The sequence below is a fragment of the Shewanella sp. YLB-07 genome, from assembly GCF_009377275.1.
Genome location: NZ_VOQB01000001.1, coordinates 851,907 through 870,114 on the forward strand (window position 1 = coordinate 851,907; position 18,208 = coordinate 870,114).

The following is an 18,208-nucleotide window of genomic DNA, read 5'->3' on the forward strand; positions in this document are numbered from 1 at the left end:
CTAGTATCTAGTATCTAGTATCGATTACCATTTCTTCTTCGGCTGGAACAGTACATCGATATCTTCTTCTTCTTTCACTGGTGTAACCTCTGGAGATGCAATTTTCTGTGCGCCTATGATTTCATCTAACATGGCTTTTGCTTCATCGACTTTTTTAACGATGAATGGGTCATTGGGGGTCTGAGCCTTGATGGCATGTAAGGTCGAAAGGGCCTTAGTCACCATCTGCTTTGAGGAGCCGTATTGCTTCATAAAACAGGCTGCTCTTGCTCGGGATAACATAGAATCAACATTAATCCTCAATTGGAGGCTATCTATTCTGCCTTCCTCTTCACTAAATATTGTGGGGTCGACCTTGCCCTTGTTATGCTCTGCGCGAAGAATGGCTTTTAGCTTCTTAAGTACTTGTACCAGGGTCAATATTTGCTGATCGTTATCGGGCAAACGGAAGCTTTCTATTGAAGGAGCCTGTTTAGGACTCGCAGCTAAGGTCTTGACCTGAGCACCTATGTCGGCCTGTCTTCTTTTGTAATCGCCGGCTTGACTTGCGGCATAGTTAGCGGCTAAGCCAAGAGCATCTTCGACACGCTTATATAGCACCAGCACTATCTGCGAGGAGCAGGGAAACATACCTGTGTGAGAAAGAACCTCTTCGGTTTCATCAATAATGGCTCTCTGTCTGGCCAGTTCAGTTCTGCGCTCAGCCTCGGCACGTTCTTTCTGTTGCTGTATGACATTAATTCCGATTACGAGTAATAAGAGTGCGCCAATACTGATCAGAACCAAAGTAAATATCATAGGTCTACCGTTAATTATGCAATTCTATTAATGCTACTATAAATCAACACTCTAGCATAGTTATCTTAGTCCAGCTTTTCACTTATGTCGTGTGAATGGTGTGAACTCTATGTTATATTCCATATTGATTTAATTTTCACGTTGTACTATAACTATTTCTTATACTTAATCTCCCATTCCAGACCCATTAAAAGCATTAAACTGAGGTCGAATTGAAGGATAAAAGATGAAGCTGCAGCAACTCAGATACATTGCAGAGGTGGTGAATCATAACCTCAACGTTTCGGCTACTGCTGAAAACCTCTATACATCCCAGCCAGGGATCAGTAAACAAGTTCGCATGCTCGAAGATGAACTTGGTATACAAATCTTCGGCCGTAGCGGCAAACATTTAACTCATGTGACTCCAGCTGGTGAGCAAGTCATAAGTATAGCAAATAATATTTTAGGTAAAGTCGAGAGCATCAAGAAAGTTGCCGAAGAATACACTAAGCCTGATCAGGGTGAGTTGAATATTGCAACCACAGATACCCAGGCGAGATATGCGCTGCCTAAAATCATTCGTGGCTTTATCGACCGTTATCCTAAGGTTAATTTACACATGCACCAGGGGACGCCTTCTCAAATCAGTGAGCTGGCGGCGAGAGGCGCTGCCGATTTCGCTATTGCGACTGAAGGTATGCATCTTTATTCCGATCTGATTATGTTGCCTTGTTACCATTGGAATCGCTCGATTGTAGTGAATCGAGATCATCCTTTGGCGACTCGCAGTAATATTACGATTGAAGATCTCGGCCGTTTTCCTTTAGTGACTTATGTCTTTGGTTTCGACCGCGAATCTGAGATTGAAAAATCATTTAATCGTGCGGGATTAGAGCCCAGAGTGGTGTTTAGTGCAACCAGTGCCGACGTGTTGAAGACCTATGTGAGACTCGGTTTGGGGGTTGGAGTGATCGCGTCTATGGCTATCGATCCTACTATGGACAGAGACTTAGTGGCTATCGATGCCAGCCACCTGTTTGGACATAGCACCACTAAAATAGGGTTCAGAAAGGGGAATTTCTTAAGAACTTATATGTATGAGTTTATCGAACATTTTGCTCCGCATCTGACTAAAGAGGTGGTCGAAAAAGCTGTCGCGCTTAGGGACCCTCAATTGATAGAAAATATGTTTGCCGATATTGACTTGCCGGTAAGGTAACACTTATCTGAGTATTTCTTACTGGGTAAAAGACATAAAAAAACTCGCCTAAGCGAGTTTTTTTATGTTTGATGATAAATTATTCAGAATTGTTTAGCATTCAACGATATTAACAGCCAGACCACCCTTTGCGGTTTCCTTATACTTGCTGCGCATATCTTTACCAGTATCCATCATGGTCTTGATCACTTTATCCAGTGATACCTTATGATTACCGTCACCACGTAGCGCCATACGAGAAGCGTTAATGGCTTTTACCGCGCCCATGGCATTACGTTCGATGCAAGGAACCTGGACTAGGCCGCCCACAGGATCACACGTCAATCCTAGGTTATGCTCCATGCCTATCTCGGCCGCATTTTCCACATGTTCGACTGTGCCGCCCATGATCTCGGTTAAGGCCGCGGCCGCCATCGAGCAGGCTACCCCGACTTCACCCTGACAGCCGACTTCGGCACCTGAGATAGAGGCATTTTTCTTATAGAGAATACCTATGGCTGCTGCGGTTAACAGGTAGCGGCAACAGATATCGCTATCGACTTCTTGAACAAACTTGTCGTAGTAGCATAAAACAGCCGGAATGATCCCTGCGGCACCATTGGTTGGGGCGGTGACGACTCTATCGCCGGCCGCATTTTGTTCATTAACTGAGAGGGCAAATAGATCGACCCAATCTAATGCGGTGAGAGGATCGACACTGTTTTTTCCTTCCGCTTTTAGTCTGCGATACATGGCCGGCGCTCGGCGTCTGAGTTTTAGTCCACCAGGCAGTAAGCCCTCTTTGTGATAGCCTCGTTCGACACAATCCTTCATTGTCTGCCAGATATGCCACAACTGCTCCCTGATATCTGCATCTTCGGCGATACTCAACTCATTTTCCATCATCAAGGCAGAAATACTCAAGCCATTGCTATTACAAAATTCGAGCAGCTGAGCCGCGCTGTTAAAATCAAAAGGTGCAGACTCAATCGGCAGGGCTGGGGATGCATCCTGAGCTTTAATTTCATCCTGATCTAAGATGAAACCGCCACCCACAGAGTAGTAGGTTCTGTCATAGATACATTCACCGGCAGAATAGGCGTATAAGGTCATGGCGTTCGCGTGGGCAGGTAAGCTTTTACGTCTGTGGTAGATAACGCCGGAATCACGACTGAAAATAACGTGTTTGCCATTTGCCATCAGCAATTGCTGATTTTGACTCACGTCCTTTAATATTCCATCTATGCTGTCTGTATTGACAGTATCCGGAGCCTCGCCCATTAAACCTAAGATAACGGCTTTACCTGTGCCGTGGCCTTTGCCCGTTTGTCCCAGGGAGCCGAATAACTCTGAGCGTAATTCATCTGTACGTTCAAGCAGGCCTGCTTTATCGAGATCGTCGATAAAGATGTTACCCGCTTTCATTGGACCCACTGTATGTGAGCTTGACGGTCCAATGCCGATTTTGAACATATCAAATACACTTATCATGCTTAACACCCTGTTTGTTATTGTTGTTTTACAATACTATCTACTATTAATATTAGTCTAAAATCCATTGGACTTATCAAGTTTCAATGGATCAAAGCCCTGATATGTTATTCTTCTCTTGCTTGTTTAAATCTATTCTACTGAATTTAAATCCATGATCTGAAAGTATCCCATACTTTCTTAAATGACTTATCATGAGTTTTTTTAATAGAAAATTTCAGATTAGCTTAGCTAAGGCAATGATTTCATGTTGGTAGCTGTCGGCTGAGCATCTTGTACTGTGTTTATTTGGATTATTTCTTATGGATAAAGATAAGAAATTCTTGTTATTAGGTCTCTTGAGGAGTAAGCGTGAGCTATTTAATGTTAGATCTTTTATCGACCCAAGCTAGTGAAGCCGAGCTTGAACAACTTAAGCATCCCATGGTGGGTGGCCTGATCCTATTTACGCGCAACTTTGTCGATAGAGAGCAATTGATCGCGTTAATAAAATCGATAAGAGAGGTGAGATCCGATCTTATCATAGCCGTAGATCATGAAGGTGGGCGAGTGCAGCGGTTTCGAGATAGTTTCACTCTAATACCTGCCATGGGCGATATATTGTCTCATGCAGGTGGCGATGTATCTAAGGCCCAGACTTGGGCTGTTGAATTAGGTTTTCTCATGGCGATTGAGCTATTGGCGTGCGATATCGATCTTAGTTTCGCGCCTGTGCTGGATCTGGACAGAGTCAGTAGAGTCATAGGCAAGCGGGCATTTGGCTCTGAGCCGGAAATCGTGATCAGTTTAGCCGAGAGTTTTATCTCAGGTATGAATCAAGCTGGCATGGCTGCTGTGGGCAAACATTTTCCAGGTCATGGCAGTGTAGAAACTGATTCACACTTGGCCCAAGCGGTAGATGAGCGCTGTGAGGCCGAAATCCGTAATCTGGATATGCTCCCTTTTAAGACGCTTATCGAGCAGCAGAAGCTTCAGGGCGTGATGCCTGCCCATGTTATTTATCCTAAAGTCGATCCTAATCCTGCAGGTTTCTCACCATACTGGCTCAAGCAAGTGTTGAGAGGCGAACTGGATTTCCAAGGCGTTATCTTCTCGGATGATCTCGGCATGAAAGGTGCTGGCGTCGTGGGAGGTTATAAGCAGAGAGCGAAAGCGGCATTAGATGCCGGTTGTAACATGATCTTGGTGTGTAACGACGCTGCTGGCGCAGCAGAGGTACTCAATGAACTCGATTGGCCTAGCGAGAAGCCAGATAGAGCGGCTAACTTGTTAAAACCCGATGCCAATTTAGTCGCCCAAGCATTACAGCAAGAAGAGCGTTGGAAAAAGGCTAAGGCTTTGGCTGAAACATTCAATCAGTAAAACTTACTTTCTTTTACCTGAGTATTTGATATAGCTCAACTCATTGACGAGTTAAGTTAGCTAAAGTGAATATTCTACATTATTACAGGTAGCACAATGATCCTCTATTTACATGGCTTTGATGCGACGAGCCCAGGTAATCATGAAAAGATGCGTCAATTGCAATTTATCGATAAGGATGTGCGTCTGGTGAGTTATAGCACTCAGCATCCCAAACACGACATGCAGCAGTTGCTAAACGAAGTGAGTCGTCAACTCCAACAATCAGATGATACTGCACCCTTAATTTTAGGGGTGGGCTTAGGCGCATTTTGGGCCGAGCGTATTGGATTTTTAAATGGGCTAAGAGCAGTGTTAATTAACCCTAACCTGTCACCTGAGATTAACATGGGTGCCCAGATAGACAGGCCCGAAGAATATGCCGATATTACCAGTAAATGTGTTGACAAATTCAGGTCTAAAAATGAAGGTAAAGCCTTAGTTATTCTCTCTCGTTCAGATGATGTGAATAATAATGCTCAGGTTTATGACGAACTGAGTGAGTATTACCAAGTGATTTGGGATGAAGACCAGCCCCACAAATTCCCGGTGTTGGCGAGCCAGCTATCAACAATTGCTTCATTTAAGCTGGGCTAGTTTGTTATACCGTTAGATAATTATCTTATCAGCCGCTTTCGAGCGGCTTTTTTACGCCTGCCATCGAGTCATCTAAGACAATATTGGGTTTACATTCAAAATAGCTAACTGGTACATCAGTATAAGATACTGATTTCTTCCACATTACAGGTGATCTTGATCACATGTAATGTGAAAGTTAGATGAAAAAGCTGGTTTTTGTTTGAATGTTATCTTTGTCAGTGTAAAGTGTCGAGCACAGCAACAAGTGATACAAATTGATACGACTAAATAATTAGTCTTTTTTAGACTCACCAATTTGCGTATGTCGCCCGATGCAGCTAGCCAACTTTAGTTAGCTGTTTTTTTTGCCTATATTTTGCCTAGTCGACGGGTTTACGTTATCTTCAAAAGAGGGAATTTGAGGATTTTAGCATGAAAAGAGTCAAGATAAGCGTTCAAGGAAAGGTTCAAGGTGTTTGTTATAGGCGTTACGCTTTATCGAAAGCCAAGGCCTTAGGCTTAACTGGTTATGTCTCAAATGACGATGATGGTAATGTCACTATTTTAGCTCAGGGAGCCTTTCCCGCGGTGGATAATCTGATCGATTGGTGCCAAATCGGCTCACCTCAATCCAATGTTTCTCAAGTCTTTGTTGAAGAAGATGAAGCCGATGAGATCTATTTAGATTTCTCGATTGTTCAATCTTAATTAGAAAAGTTATCTAATATTGAAAAGACCCGAAGCCAAAGGGCTTAGGGTCTTCTTGTGTATGAATTTAGCTGGACTTTATACCAATAGGTATTATTCCAAGATCTGGGTATTAAGCCTGTCTATGGGTTGCTGCATCTTTCTTATCTGAAGAATCATTCCCATTCTGGGATGATCGAAGTAATGAATTTCATCGCTTCTGACCCGTCTGTTTTGCTTCATAGGGAAGGAATACAGGAAGGGCGTAGACAGATTGACTTCACTCGAATTGTATCGAGTGTTATCCCGCATCACGTCTAAGGTTTTAGTGCCTTCTTCTCTTAAATTTAATGCCGTTTCAACATAAAGGTAGTGATCCAGATAGATGTTGATTGTGCCATCGAGCTTCCAGACCGCTTTATGTTCAACGACGCCAAAACTTCCTCCAAGAAAGTCAAACTCAGGCACATCCGACTGAGTTGTTTGGCTGAGAGTCGATTGCCCATTTAGCTCAAAACGTGAAGAGTAATCTTTTCCCGAGAAGATTCTAACGGGTTTGGCTCTGCGTCTGGGTTGCATGGCTTGCTGCCAAGTCATGTGCAGCAGACTCTTAGTGCCTCTTTCTCTGGAGAGTTTACTTATGATGTCTTTGAACTGATTTTGACTATTGGCTAGCAGTACGGGAGCACCACCCGGTACACCATATTGCGTCGATGGGGCAGCTATACTCCATGGGATCTGAGAAGGGTGATTCATTTGGGCGGATGAACTGAGTTGTTGGTTACATTCATCGGCTTTAGTGGCCCAATCATGTGCTGAACAGGCATCTAAACCTAGGCTGGCACCGGTAATATTGGTGCTGAACAGTGGCGAGATCAGATCCACCATCCTCTTGGGGTTTTGAAAAGAAACCTGGGCCGGTGCTTGCTCTTGAGATTGTCCATTGCTTCTTTCGAACAGATAGACCTCAACTTCAAACCAGCGCTCATTCTGGGCGTAGGCCTGCTGAGAGATAGAGAGTAGGCCTGCAATGATTAAAAAAGTTTGTCTTAACACATTATTCTCCAAGACGATGTTGAGATAATTGCCCTAATAGCAATTTTACCAGTGCCAGTCTATCCTTGTGTGACTCGGCTGGGATGAGGAATTTTAACTTACTCGGGCCATCCATTCGATAGTTTTGTGGCTGACTTTGCAGTAAACCAATAATAAAGCCCGGATCGACGCAGTGATCGTCGTTAAATTCCAGGCTACCACCCTTGGCATGCATCTCAAGTTTCTTAATGCCGAGACGGGTGGCCATATGTTTGTACAGGGTTAGCTCCATCAGGTTTTTAGTGGCGTCAGGTAGCATGCCAAAGCGATCGATAAGTTCGACTTTAAGTTCATCGATGGCATTCTCAGAGTCACAGTTGGCAATGCGTTTATACAGAGACAAGCGAATATTGACGTCATGGACGAAATCATCGGGCAGCAAGGCCGGAATTCGCAGTTCTATCTCACACTGACGTCTAAGCATCTGACTGAGAGAGGGCTCTTTTCCCTCTTTAAGCGACTTAACCGCATCTTCCAGCATCTCCATATAGAGGGTGAACCCTATCTTGGATATGTGGCCAGATTGTTCATCGCCTAACAGCTCGCCGGCACCGCGGATCTCGAGATCTTGGGTGGCCAGCATAAATCCAGCACCTAAATCTTCCAAGGCTCCGATGGCTTCAAGACGTTTTCGTGCATCGGATGAGATGCTTTTGGGGGGCGGCGTCATCATGTAGGCATAAGCCTGATGATGGGAGCGACCGACTCGTCCTCTCAGTTGGTGCAGCTGGGCTAAACCAAAGTTATCGGCTCTCTCTATGACTATGGTGTTAGCCGAGGGCACATCGATGCCGGTCTCGATAATGGTGGTACAGACGAGTACGTTGAACTTTTGATGATAAAAGTCAGACATGACTCTTTCTAAGTCGCGTTCCCGCATCTGGCCATGAGCCGTCACGACTCTAGCTTCCGGCAGGAGCTCACGTATTTCGTTGGCGCGTTTCTCTATGGTTTCGACCTTGTTGTGGAGAAAATAAGCTTGTCCGCCACGGAGAATTTCACGCAGTAAGGCTTCTCGAATGGTGGTGGGGTCGTACTCCCTGATGAAGGTCTTTACCGCGAGCCGCTTGGCCGGTGGTGTGGCAATAATTGACAGATCCCGCATGCCAGACATCGCCATATTGAGTGTTCTGGGAATAGGCGTCGCCGTTAAGGTTAAGATATCTACATTAGCCCGCAGCGCCTTAATCTTTTCTTTCTGCCTAACACCGAATCTGTGCTCCTCATCGATGACCAACAAGCCTAGATTTTCAAAATCACCCTCTGAATGCAGTAATTTATGGGTGCCTATGATGATATCGACTTTACCATTACTTAGCTCATCCATGATCAGCTTCTGTTCTTTAGCCGTCTTGAAGCGAGATATCACCTCAATCTTAACCGGCCAATCGGCAAATCTGTCTTTGAAGTTCTCGAAGTGTTGTTGGGCCAGTAAGGTGGTTGGCACTAAGATGGCTACTTGCTTGCCATCGTTGACCGCGACGAAGGCGGCTCTCATTGCCACCTCTGTCTTACCAAAGCCGACATCGCCACAGACAAGTCTATCCATGGAGATGGGAGAGCACATATCTGTTAACACAGCATTGATAGAGGTCTCTTGATCGACGGTCTCTTCGAAGGGAAAACTATTGGCGAACTGTGCATACTCTTGTTCATCGACTTTACACGCCGTGCCTGGCCTCGCCTGTCTCCGTGCGTAGACATCGAGCAGTTCGACGGCGACATCGCAGATCTTCTCTACCGCTTTCTTCTTAGCCTTGGCCCATGTTTCATTGCCAAGTTTGTTTAAGTTGGCTTCTTCGTCCGGCCCGACACTGTAACGGCTAATGAGGTGAAGTGATGACACAGGTACATAAAGTTTATCACCGCCGGCATATTCTAACTTGAGGTATTCGGCGACAAGGCCGCCGGTATCTAAGGTTTCCAGTCCCTGATATTTTGCGACTCCATGATCTAAGTGGACTATGGGTTGGCCGACTTTCAGCTCGGCTAAGTTTTTGACGAGGGCGTCACTGCTTATCTGTTTCTGTCTGTCCCGGCGACGTTTTTGAGATATACGATGACCGAATAGTTCGGTTTCACAGACCAGGCTAAATTTTCCACCTCGGCTTTTCTCTATGATGCAGCCGTTAGAGAGAGGGGAGACTATGAGTCCAAGCTTAGTCTTCGAGGCGGTAAATTCCTCTAAGCTGCCGAATCGTTTTGGTTTGATATCTATCTTACCGAGTAGTTCGAGTAAGGCTTCCCGGCGACCCTCTGATTCCGCACTGAAGAGTATGCTGGTCTCTTTAGTCGCATATTCTTGAAGCTGGAGCAGTGGTTGTTTTAACTTGTGATTGGCTGTCAACTCAGGCAGTTTTTCTAGTTTAGCCTGATGACCCTTGTCCGAGACCTTATCCGAGTCTTCGCCAATCTTGAGCTGGCTCCTTGGCAAGGTCTTAAAATGAGCGAAAATCTGCTCCGTGAGTAGATAGAGCTCTTTAGGTTCCAGTAACGGGCGTAAAGGATCCACGCGTCTATCTTCATATCTCAGCTCAACTTCGGCTAAATGGGCCTTAGAGGCGGCCTCAAGGTCGCCGATATTGACCAGTTGAGCATGTTCAGGCAGATAATCGAACAGGCTGGCAGTCTCGTCGAAAAATAGTGGCAGATAGCTCTCGATCCCAGCAGGAAAAATTTTTCGACTGACCATCTGATAGACAGATTCAGGTTCTTTAACCAAGCGTTCGAAACGTCGACGGTATCTCTGTCTAAAGCCTTCAATTGCCTTATCATCGGTTGGGAACTCTTTTGCCGGCAGCAAACGTATCGAATCAATTTGCCCACTGGATCTCTGGCTCTCTGGCTCGAAGTGTCTGATGGACTCGACTTCATCATCAAATAACTCGATACGGAAGGGTTGCTCCGAGCCCATGGGGAATAGATCGATTATCGAGCCTCTGACGGCAAACTCTCCATGTTCATACACCTGCTCGACCAGATGATAACCTGTGTTCACCAGTTGCTGTTTGACATCCTGAAGACAATAATTATCGCCTTTTTTCAACATGAGCACATTGCCGGCTAAGAAGGATTTAGGCGGTAAGCGTACCATCAAGGTGCTTAAGGGAACGATAACCAGTCCCTGTTTGGCATTGGGCAGCCGAGATAAGGTCTCTAATCTTTGGGATACCAGATCTTGGTGGGGAGAGAAACTGTCATAGGGCAAGGTTTCTCTGTCCGGGAAAAGCCACACCGGAAAATCGGTACCTTTGAGCAGATAATCCAGTTCAGATTCAAGCAACAGGGCTGTGGGTGTGTCGTGAGTCACAGCAACTGTTATGCCGACATGGTGTTGAACCAGGTTCGCTAAGGTGATGGCTTGAGAGGCACCACCTAATGTATATAGTGTTTGCGCTTTTGATGCACTTTTGACTGCGGGGGGAGTCAATATTGAGAAAGATTTCATTCAGATGTGGCAAAAGAGTAGCGTCAAAGATGCCTGATATTGTAGAGGCTTACAGCCTCTTGTGCTAGAGAAAACTTATGAGTTGGTTTTCGCCTGTTTACGCAATTTAAGCTGCTTTTGTTGCACGCTTAGACTGGCTTTGACCAATTGTTCCACATCAGTCTCCAATATTTGAGTAAACTCAAGACTGCTGATGTATTGGCAGCTAGCTTGATTGTCATCTGTATCTAACGGCTCAGAGACTGTGACTGTTACGAAGCATAACAGGGCGACTAACTCATCTCGAATGTGCAGAGTGATCTTAAATTGGTCATTTTCAACAAGCTGAGTATCGCTGATTATCCGTATGCCACTGCCGCCAAAGTGGGCGCCCCGATATTGTTTTCCTTCATGCTGCTCACGCTCTAACACATACTGCAGAACCAGATCTATCTTACGGGACTGGAGTTTGAGGTAATCCACCACAGTCTTAGCATCGTCGTCTAGGTGTCTCAGTTGCAATAAACAGTCAGATTCAAGGGTTTTGACTTCGTTGATGAGCAGCAAACCCGTAGGTAACATGGCTCTTAATTCGTATTCAGTGGGCAGAGCCTGTTCTTTCGGCCAAGGAGAAAGATAGGCGGTAAAGTCATGCTTCACACTAAAATAGGGAGTTGAGTCTGTGAACAAGGGATTTCCTCTTGTTTTTATATAGCTATTACCCCTATTATCGTGCGCATCTTAATGATTTAGCAAGGCTGATTATTTATTGGGCCTGTAGGACACTATGAATCTTGCGTTATCTTCACATATAGGCTTTCGTTATTGGCGTGCGAGAAAGGCTAATGGCTTCGCCTCTTTCATCACTTTTTTTGCGGTTTCCGGTATCTTACTCGGCGTGGCAGCGTTGATCATCGTCAGCTCTGTGATGAATGGACTCGAAGGTCAGTTGAAACAGCGCATATTAGGCGCTGTTCCTCAGTTGACGGTGCATTCGACAACACCTATCGAGCAGTGGCAGAGTAAGATTACCGAACTGAGCAAACTTCCGGGTGTTATCGGTGTCACTCCCAGCATATCCAATCAGGCCATGATCCAATCTAGCAGCAACATAAGTGCAATTCAGGTCTACGGCATTTACCCCAATTTTGAACATGATCTTTTAGCCAGTATGCTGCGCAGTTTTAACGGCAGTTTCGAACAGCTTGAAGCGGGCAAGTATCGCATCGTTTTAGGCTCATTGCTTGCGAGACGCCTGGATGTATCATCCGGTGATAAGGTGAGACTATTGAGCGGCGAAGGCGTCATCTATTCTCCCTTAGGTCCGGTGCCGAGTCAGAGAAGTTTTGTGGTTGCCGGTGTGTTTGAGATGGGATCTCAAGTCGATGCGAATCTGGCTTATGTCCATTATGAAGATGCCCAGAGACTGATGCGGCAAAAGCCCGGTGAGGTAAAGCATCTGAGGTTCTACCTCGATGATCCCTTCGATGCCGCCAATCTGAGTGCTGACGTGGTAGCCGAATTTAGCAAAGATGATCTTAAGGTCACGACCTCGGATTGGCGTGAAACCTATGGTCATCTTTTCGGTGCGGTGAAGATGGAGAAGAATATGATGTCTCTTATGCTAAGCCTCATCATCGCCGTCGCTGCATTTAACATTGTATCCGCCCTGGTGATGATGGTGGTCGACAAGACTAGCGACGTCGCCGTGCTCAAGACTCAGGGATTGATGACATCCGATGTGATGGGGATATTTATGATCCAAGGCTCGCTCAATGCCATCATAGGACTCGTTTTCGGTTTGGTCGTTGGGATCGCAATCACATTGAATCTCAATACCATCTTAAATACATTTGGCATCTCGGTGCTTGGGGCGGGTCAGTCTCTGCCTGTGCAACTGGAATGGAGCCAGATGAGTCTGATAGTCTTAGGCACCTTACTTATCTCATTTTTTGCCACCGTCTATCCGGCGATGAGAGCCGCCGGGGTACAGCCAGCCAATGCGCTAAGGCATGAATAAACACATTTTATGGATGCTAAGTTTAAGACATCTTAGATGCTACGTGGTCAATGACGTGGCTTGAATGAATTGAAAAATTAATGAATTGAAGAGCTAAAAAGATGCAAGAGTTATTACTGGAAGTAAAAGGTGTGACTAAGCGCTACCAAGAGGGCAGCGTCGATACTCAAGTGCTTAACAATATGGATCTACAGGTATTTAAAGGCGAGCAGCTGGCTATCGTAGGTACATCGGGTTCGGGTAAGAGCACGTTACTGCACATTATGGGAACCTTAGACAAGCCTTCGAGTGGCAGCGTGACTATGTTAGGAGAAGACCTCTATGCATTATCGAGTCGGCGACAATCGGAGATACGCAATCAAGATCTAGGTTTCATCTATCAGTTCCATCACCTGCTTCCGGAATTTACCGCATTGGAGAATGTTGCCATGCCGGCGCTAATTCATGGCGTGAAACGAGAATTGGCGCACCAAGATGCTAAGGCGCTACTCGAGCGAGTGGGGCTAGGCCATAGGCTAGATCACACTCCGTCGGAGATGTCTGGCGGTGAACGACAACGCACAGCCATTGCCAGAGCCTTGATCAATAAGCCCAAACTCGTGTTAGCCGATGAGCCTACGGGCAATCTGGATGCCGCAAGCGGCGAGGCGGTTTATGAGCTTATCCAGGAATTGGCGACTCAGTTAGGCACGGCATTTGTCGTGGTGACCCATGATAGTAAGCTCGCGTCCAGAATGGACAGACAGTTACACATGAAAGATGGCAACTTGTGTGTTTTAGACATAGCTCACCTCGCAAGTGAGGCTTCATGAGTCGTTTATTGTTATTTTGTGTGGGATGGCGCTTCTATCATCTCGCTCGCCAATCTGATCTTGTCTTAGGTGAAGCTTCATGAGTCGTTTATTGTTATTTTGTGTGGGATGGCGCTGCTATCTCGCTGGTAAACCTGATCACGTCTTAGGTGAGGCTGCATGAGTCGTTTATTGTTATTTTGTTTGGGATGGCGCTGCTATCTCGCTGGTCAATCTGATCACGTCATAGGTGAGGCTGCATGAGTCGTTTATTGTTATTTTGTGTGGGATGGCGCTTCTATCTCGCTGGTCAACCTGATCACGCCATAGGTGAAGCTTCATGAGCCGTTTATTGTTATTTTGTGTGGGACGGTGCTGCTATCTCGCTGGTCAATCTGATCACGCCATAGGTGAGGCTTCATGAGTCGTTTATTGTCAATTTGGGTGGGGTGGCGCTTCTATCTCGCTCGTCAATCCAATAGCTTCATCAGCTTTATCTCCTTTGCATCTACCGCTGGGATAGCCTTAGGTGTTGCCGTATTAATCGTAGTGTTATCGGCGATGAATGGTTTCGAGCGAGAGTTAGAGAACCGATTACTCGGCGTGGTGGCCCATGGCGAGCTTACTGGCGTGAATGAGCCCATCGCTCATTGGCAGAAAATTGCCAATGATGCCGAGAAGATACCGGGTATATTGGCCTCGGCTCCTTTCATTCGACTCCAGGGCCTGGTGCAGAAGCCCGGTGGATTTCAAGGTCTGAGCGTCTTAGGCATAGACACAGAGAAAGAACAGAAGGTCTCTGTTATCTCGGACTTTATGTCTAAGGAAACCTGGTTGAAATTAGCCAAGGGTGATGAAAATAATATCGTGCTCGGTAAGGGGCTGGCCGACAGTCTGGGCTTGAGTGTCGGGGACTCCTTGAGTCTCTATATGCCAGATGTCTCACATCAGAGCCGAGAAAGCAAAAGGATTGCCTCGGCTAAGAGTCATCGCTTCGTGGTGGCTGGGGTGTTTGAACTCGGAGGTGAGCTGGATCTTACCACTGCCTATATTCCCATGAAGTATGCAGCTTCGATTTTAGGCATGGGGCAGGGGGTATCTGGGGTCAGAATTAAGGTTGAGCAGGTATTTGAAGCGCCTAGATTGATCAGGGAGCTTGGCTACAGCCAAGAGCAATATCTCTACCTCAGCGATTGGACTCGAACCCAAGGTAACCTTTATCAGGATATTCAGTTAGTCAGAGTCGTCATGTATTTGGTGCTTGCCCTGGTTATCGCTGTGGCCTGTTTCAACATAGTATCGACTCTGGTGATGGCGGTTCGCGACAAGCAGTCTGAGATAGCAATATTATTGACTATGGGCATGAAGCGGGCCTCTATCATGATGATATTTATCGTACAGGGTGCCCTTAACGGTGTTCTGGGTTGTGTTTTAGGCGGTGTGTTTGGAGCCATAATCGCAGATAATCTGAGCAGCATAGCCAAAGGTATCGAACACATCTTAGGAATAAAACTACTGTCCGCCGATGTCTATTTTATCGATTTTCTGCCTTCAGAGCTGCTCTTGTCAGATGTGTTTACTGTGTTGCTGCTCGCCTTCATCATGAGCCTGCTGGCAACTATTTACCCTGCCTGGAAGGCGAGTAAGACTCAGCCTGCAATAGCGCTAGCGGGACGATAAATAAATATCTTCCCAGGAAGGCGAGTGAAATTCATGCACAATGGCACTCAAGGGGCGATAACAAGCCGTGATAGTGATAATTTCATGGTGATCATCGTATTGGGGGCGCCCAATGACGATGAGGGTAATCTCTCTCATGTCTCCCTTGCCCGGTTCAATGATGACAGGTCATTGAACTTTATCTGCACTTCAATTTTCACTTCAAACTGTTTCTGCTCTTCCATTTGAGCAAGATGGAATATCTCCACAGCGTCTTGATCAGGAAATAGCCAATTAAGGCAAACACACTTCCTAATACCAGGCAGCCCAACATGAAGGGCGGACCTATGGTAAATACGGATGCTTCCACCCATCTCCATGTTGCCTCGAATGCAAATTCTTGGGGCGGGTGGCTGAGTATCTTGGCTCCCAACAGGTAGGCTGCATAAAACATGAAGGGCATGGTAACCGGATTGGTTATCCATACCAGTGCGACAGCTATAGGTAAATTACAATTGAAAACAATGGCGAGCGCCGCCGCGAGTACCATCTGAAACGGCATTGGGAGCCAAGCGACAAAGAGGCCTACGGCGAAGGCCGTTGGGGCAGAGCGACGATTGAGTGCCCATAGATTCTCTTTATGTAACAGCTTGCCGAACATCTGCAAGTGTTTGTGATTCCGCAGAGTCTCAGGTTTAGGCATAAACTTTTCGATGAATTTTTTTGGCATAGATTGCAATTACTGTCTTAACTTATTCAGTATGAATCGATTTATGTTTGGCTTCAGCATTACCATTTTATCCAGTCTCTTGTGGCCGGTGTTACCATCAACTTCAGTATATATAGCCTCAGTCGTGGTTGGTATCATTGCGCTGAAACGAACTCCTGTTATTGCTGGAGTACTACTCGCGGTCGGGTGGATTTCACTTTTTGTTCAACTCTTATTGGTTGATGAACCACCTAACTCAGTACAAAACATCATCGTGAGGGGCGAAATCATAGCACTAGTTGGTTCAAACGGCGACTGGCTTAGTATGGATATTCGCCAATCAAATTTAAAAAGTGCATTTTTGCTATCTAAAGTACTCAGGTTGAGTTGGAAACAGCCCCCTAAATTGGCAATTGGTGAGCAATGGGAGTTGGTGGTAAAGCCCAAGCCCATCACCAGTGTATTAAACCAGGGGGGCTACAACCAGCAACGAAGTTTTTTTAGTCGACACATAGTGATGAAAGGCAATGTAAAATCAGGCATTAAGCTCGGAGAGGCCTTGTCCTTTCGCAGTAAAATAATCAAGAGCTTGAAACCTGAGTTGGCACATTTTGCTCACGGGGATCTGATGTTAGCGCTCTTGCTCGGGGATAAGAGCTTGATCGATAGCGAAAGATGGCGCTCATTAAGAGTTTCAGGCTCTGGACATCTGATAGCCATCTCTGGCTTGCATCTTTCTGTAGTCACCACCTGGGTATTTTTTCTCTCTCTGTTTTTATTGACACGTTTTAAGCCTAGCCTGAGTAGGAAAAACATATTGATAGCGGGCTTGTTATCGGCCGTCGCCGCCATCTTTTATGCTTACCTTGCGGGTTTTTCCCTGCCGACACAACGTGCCCTCATCATGTTACTCCTCTTGCTTACCATGGGTCTGATGAAGCGTTTCTCATCTTCTTGGGAACGTCTGCTTTATGCCCTGTTCCTTATTTTGCTCTTCGACCCTTTGGCTTGCATGAGTGCCGGTTTTTGGTTGTCATTTTCAGCCCTTGGGATCATTTTTCTTACGCTATCTTACTGGACAAGGCGCACACCGAATCATGAAGCTGACACTGGAACCCGGCTGAATGTGAAAAATAAACTCGCTATATTCTGGTCTGTGCAGTGGCGTTTAAGTTTAGGCTTAGGCCTTATCCAGGCTTTACTTTTCGGGGGGATTTCTGTTTATGGCTTGCTGTTCAATCTTGTCTTAGTACCTTGGTTTAGCCTGGTGGTTATCCCTCTTTCATTCCTATGCTTTTTAATATGGGCAGGTGGACACGTTTTTTTCGTGGAATTTCCGCAAATTTTTACTTTAGTCGATCTGAGCTTAGTGCCCATGAGCATGGGGTTTAGCATGATTGAATCTTTGCCCGGTGCATGGATAAGTGTTTCGGGCCAGACCATAGCTTGCCTCATTTTTTTTATGTTGGGGCTACTCCTGTTTCGGGTTTCACAGCAGAGATGGCGATTGGTCTCAATAATCTTATGTATGCCCCTACTGCTCAGTGTGCTGTTTGGGTTGCTTACTCCGGCCCGGAGTGAGTGGCGACTTCATCTATTGGATGTGGGGCAGGGGCTTAGCGCTGTTATTGAAAAATCAGGTAAGGCGCTGATATATGACACAGGCGCTGCCTATGGCACTAATTTCAGTTATGCCGAGAGGGTTATTCTCCCATTTCTGAGATATCGAGGCCTGGACTCTGTCGATTATCTGGTGCTCAGTCATAGCGATAACGATCATGCGGGCGGCGCTAAGCTATTGGTGGACAACTTTCCCCACGCCCGAGTCATTACTGATATGCCTGAGTATTCGCAGCTCGATTGCAGACCTAAGTCTTTGCTATGGCAAGGGCTCAAGCTAGAGATATTGGCACCAGAGATCCCTGAAGATGGCAATAATGGGTCTTGCGTGTTAAGAGTAAGCGATGGTAAACATCAATTGATGTTATCCGGTGATATCGAGAAAGAGGGAGAAGTTTTGCTCTTAGATAGCCAGCAAACCTTGCTGAGTGAAGTTTTAGTGGTTCCTCACCACGGTAGCCGTACCTCTTCCACTACAGCTTTTATCAATCGAATTTCCCCACAATTAGTTCTGTTTCCTGCAGGGTTCAATAATCGTTATGGTTTCCCAAAGAAAGACGTGGTCGAGCGCTACTTGTCGAAGGGGGCACAGGTGTTGGTGACCGGGAGTGAGGGGCAGATTAGTGTGCTTTTTCGCCATGATGAACGGCGTGTCAGCACTTACCGCGGCGATCTGGCGCCTTTTTGGTACAACAGCTTGTTTAGGTTTGGTGAGAATAACAATACAGAGTAGAATGCCTCTTTTGAATTA

General features: G+C 46.0%; 14 protein-coding genes. 8 read left to right on the forward strand and 6 right to left on the reverse strand.

What is annotated here, in order from left to right; all coding sequences use genetic code 11:
• Nucleotides 1-24 precede the first annotated feature (24 nt).
• Nucleotides 25-798, reverse strand: coding sequence for a hypothetical protein (locus tag FS373_RS03425; protein WP_144047103.1), 774 nt, complete (start codon nucleotides 796-798; stop codon nucleotides 25-27).
• A gap of 226 nt (nucleotides 799-1,024) precedes the next feature.
• Here FS373_RS03425 and cysB point away from each other — a divergent pair, with 226 nt between their 5' ends.
• Nucleotides 1,025-1,999, forward strand: coding sequence for an HTH-type transcriptional regulator CysB (cysB, locus tag FS373_RS03430; protein ID WP_144047102.1), 975 nt, complete (start codon nucleotides 1,025-1,027; stop codon nucleotides 1,997-1,999).
• A 93-nt stretch (nucleotides 2,000-2,092) separates the two neighbouring features.
• On the opposite strand, the gene FS373_RS03435 is transcribed toward cysB, so the two are convergent.
• Nucleotides 2,093-3,469 carry an L-serine ammonia-lyase gene (locus FS373_RS03435; RefSeq protein WP_144047101.1) on the reverse strand — a complete coding sequence of 459 codons (1,377 nt, stop codon included), beginning with the start codon at nucleotides 3,467-3,469 and terminating at the stop codon, nucleotides 2,093-2,095.
• 351 nt (nucleotides 3,470-3,820) lie between these two features.
• Between FS373_RS03435 and nagZ the strand changes: the two genes are divergently transcribed.
• The 3 genes from nagZ (at nucleotide 3,821) to FS373_RS03450 (ending at nucleotide 6,157) form a co-directional block, all read left to right on the forward strand.
• Nucleotides 3,821-4,831, forward strand: coding sequence for a beta-N-acetylhexosaminidase (gene nagZ / locus FS373_RS03440; protein ID WP_322619455.1), 1,011 nt, complete (start codon nucleotides 3,821-3,823; stop codon nucleotides 4,829-4,831).
• 96 nt (nucleotides 4,832-4,927) lie between these two features.
• A complete protein-coding gene (ycfP, locus tag FS373_RS03445) occupies nucleotides 4,928-5,467 on the forward strand; it encodes an alpha/beta hydrolase YcfP (protein ID WP_152829039.1) in 540 nt (179 codons plus the stop codon).
• A gap of 414 nt (nucleotides 5,468-5,881) precedes the next feature.
• Nucleotides 5,882-6,157: an acylphosphatase gene (locus tag FS373_RS03450; RefSeq protein WP_152829040.1), complete on the forward strand. Its 276-nt coding sequence runs from the start codon at nucleotides 5,882-5,884 to the stop codon at nucleotides 6,155-6,157.
• A 93-nt stretch (nucleotides 6,158-6,250) separates the two neighbouring features.
• Here FS373_RS03450 and FS373_RS03455 read toward each other — a convergent pair whose 3' ends face one another.
• The 3 genes from FS373_RS03455 to FS373_RS03465 all read right to left on the reverse strand — a co-directional run bounded on the left by FS373_RS03455 (nucleotide 6,251) and on the right by FS373_RS03465 (nucleotide 11,348).
• A complete protein-coding gene (locus FS373_RS03455) occupies nucleotides 6,251-7,192 on the reverse strand; it encodes a peptidoglycan binding protein CsiV (RefSeq protein WP_322619456.1) in 942 nt (313 codons plus the stop codon).
• Nucleotide 7,193: 1 nt separating this feature from the next.
• A complete protein-coding gene (mfd, locus tag FS373_RS03460; RefSeq protein WP_144047096.1) occupies nucleotides 7,194-10,679 on the reverse strand; it encodes a transcription-repair coupling factor in 3,486 nt (1,161 codons plus the stop codon).
• 75 nt (nucleotides 10,680-10,754) lie between these two features.
• On the reverse strand, nucleotides 10,755-11,348 hold the full coding sequence (locus FS373_RS03465) for a hypothetical protein (protein WP_144047095.1): 594 nt from the start codon (nucleotides 11,346-11,348) through the stop codon (nucleotides 10,755-10,757).
• Between the two features lie 97 nt (nucleotides 11,349-11,445).
• Here FS373_RS03465 and FS373_RS03470 point away from each other — a divergent pair, with 97 nt between their 5' ends.
• From FS373_RS03470 to lolE, 3 genes are all read left to right on the forward strand, one after another.
• On the forward strand, nucleotides 11,446-12,678 hold the full coding sequence (locus FS373_RS03470) for a lipoprotein-releasing ABC transporter permease subunit (protein WP_152829042.1): 1,233 nt from the start codon (nucleotides 11,446-11,448) through the stop codon (nucleotides 12,676-12,678).
• 101 nt (nucleotides 12,679-12,779) lie between these two features.
• On the forward strand, nucleotides 12,780-13,490 hold the full coding sequence (lolD, locus tag FS373_RS03475; RefSeq protein ID WP_144047093.1) for a lipoprotein-releasing ABC transporter ATP-binding protein LolD: 711 nt from the start codon (nucleotides 12,780-12,782) through the stop codon (nucleotides 13,488-13,490).
• A gap of 399 nt (nucleotides 13,491-13,889) precedes the next feature.
• Nucleotides 13,890-15,149 carry a lipoprotein-releasing ABC transporter permease subunit LolE gene (gene lolE / locus FS373_RS03480; protein ID WP_144047092.1) on the forward strand — a complete coding sequence of 420 codons (1,260 nt, stop codon included), beginning with the start codon at nucleotides 13,890-13,892 and terminating at the stop codon, nucleotides 15,147-15,149.
• A 196-nt stretch (nucleotides 15,150-15,345) separates the two neighbouring features.
• On the opposite strand, the gene FS373_RS03485 is transcribed toward lolE, so the two are convergent.
• The gene (locus FS373_RS03485) at nucleotides 15,346-15,858 is read right to left on the reverse strand and encodes a DUF2062 domain-containing protein (RefSeq protein ID WP_144047091.1); all 513 of its coding nucleotides are present in this window, start codon (nucleotides 15,856-15,858) and stop codon (nucleotides 15,346-15,348) included.
• Between the two features lie 31 nt (nucleotides 15,859-15,889).
• On the opposite strand from FS373_RS03485, the gene FS373_RS03490 reads away from it, so the two are divergent.
• A complete protein-coding gene (locus FS373_RS03490) occupies nucleotides 15,890-18,190 on the forward strand; it encodes a DNA internalization-related competence protein ComEC/Rec2 (protein ID WP_152829043.1) in 2,301 nt (766 codons plus the stop codon).
• Nucleotides 18,191-18,208: the final 18 nt, after the last annotated feature.

Coding starts and splice junctions, on each gene's coding strand:
- FS373_RS03425 (WP_144047103.1), bottom strand. CDS start 798: ATGATATTTACTTTGGTTCTGATCAGTATTGGCGCACTCTTATTACTC.
- cysB (WP_144047102.1), top strand. CDS start 1,025: ATGAAGCTGCAGCAACTCAGATACATTGCAGAGGTGGTGAATCATAAC.
- FS373_RS03435 (WP_144047101.1), bottom strand. CDS start 3,469: ATGATAAGTGTATTTGATATGTTCAAAATCGGCATTGGACCGTCAAGC.
- ycfP (WP_152829039.1), top strand. CDS start 4,928: ATGATCCTCTATTTACATGGCTTTGATGCGACGAGCCCAGGTAATCAT.
- FS373_RS03450 (WP_152829040.1), top strand. CDS start 5,882: ATGAAAAGAGTCAAGATAAGCGTTCAAGGAAAGGTTCAAGGTGTTTGT.
- mfd (WP_144047096.1), bottom strand. CDS start 10,679: ATGAAATCTTTCTCAATATTGACTCCCCCCGCAGTCAAAAGTGCATCA.
- FS373_RS03470 (WP_152829042.1), top strand. CDS start 11,446: ATGAATCTTGCGTTATCTTCACATATAGGCTTTCGTTATTGGCGTGCG.
- lolD (WP_144047093.1), top strand. CDS start 12,780: ATGCAAGAGTTATTACTGGAAGTAAAAGGTGTGACTAAGCGCTACCAA.
- lolE (WP_144047092.1), top strand. CDS start 13,890: ATGAGTCGTTTATTGTCAATTTGGGTGGGGTGGCGCTTCTATCTCGCT.
- FS373_RS03485 (WP_144047091.1), bottom strand. CDS start 15,858: ATGCCAAAAAAATTCATCGAAAAGTTTATGCCTAAACCTGAGACTCTG.
- FS373_RS03490 (WP_152829043.1), top strand. CDS start 15,890: ATGAATCGATTTATGTTTGGCTTCAGCATTACCATTTTATCCAGTCTC.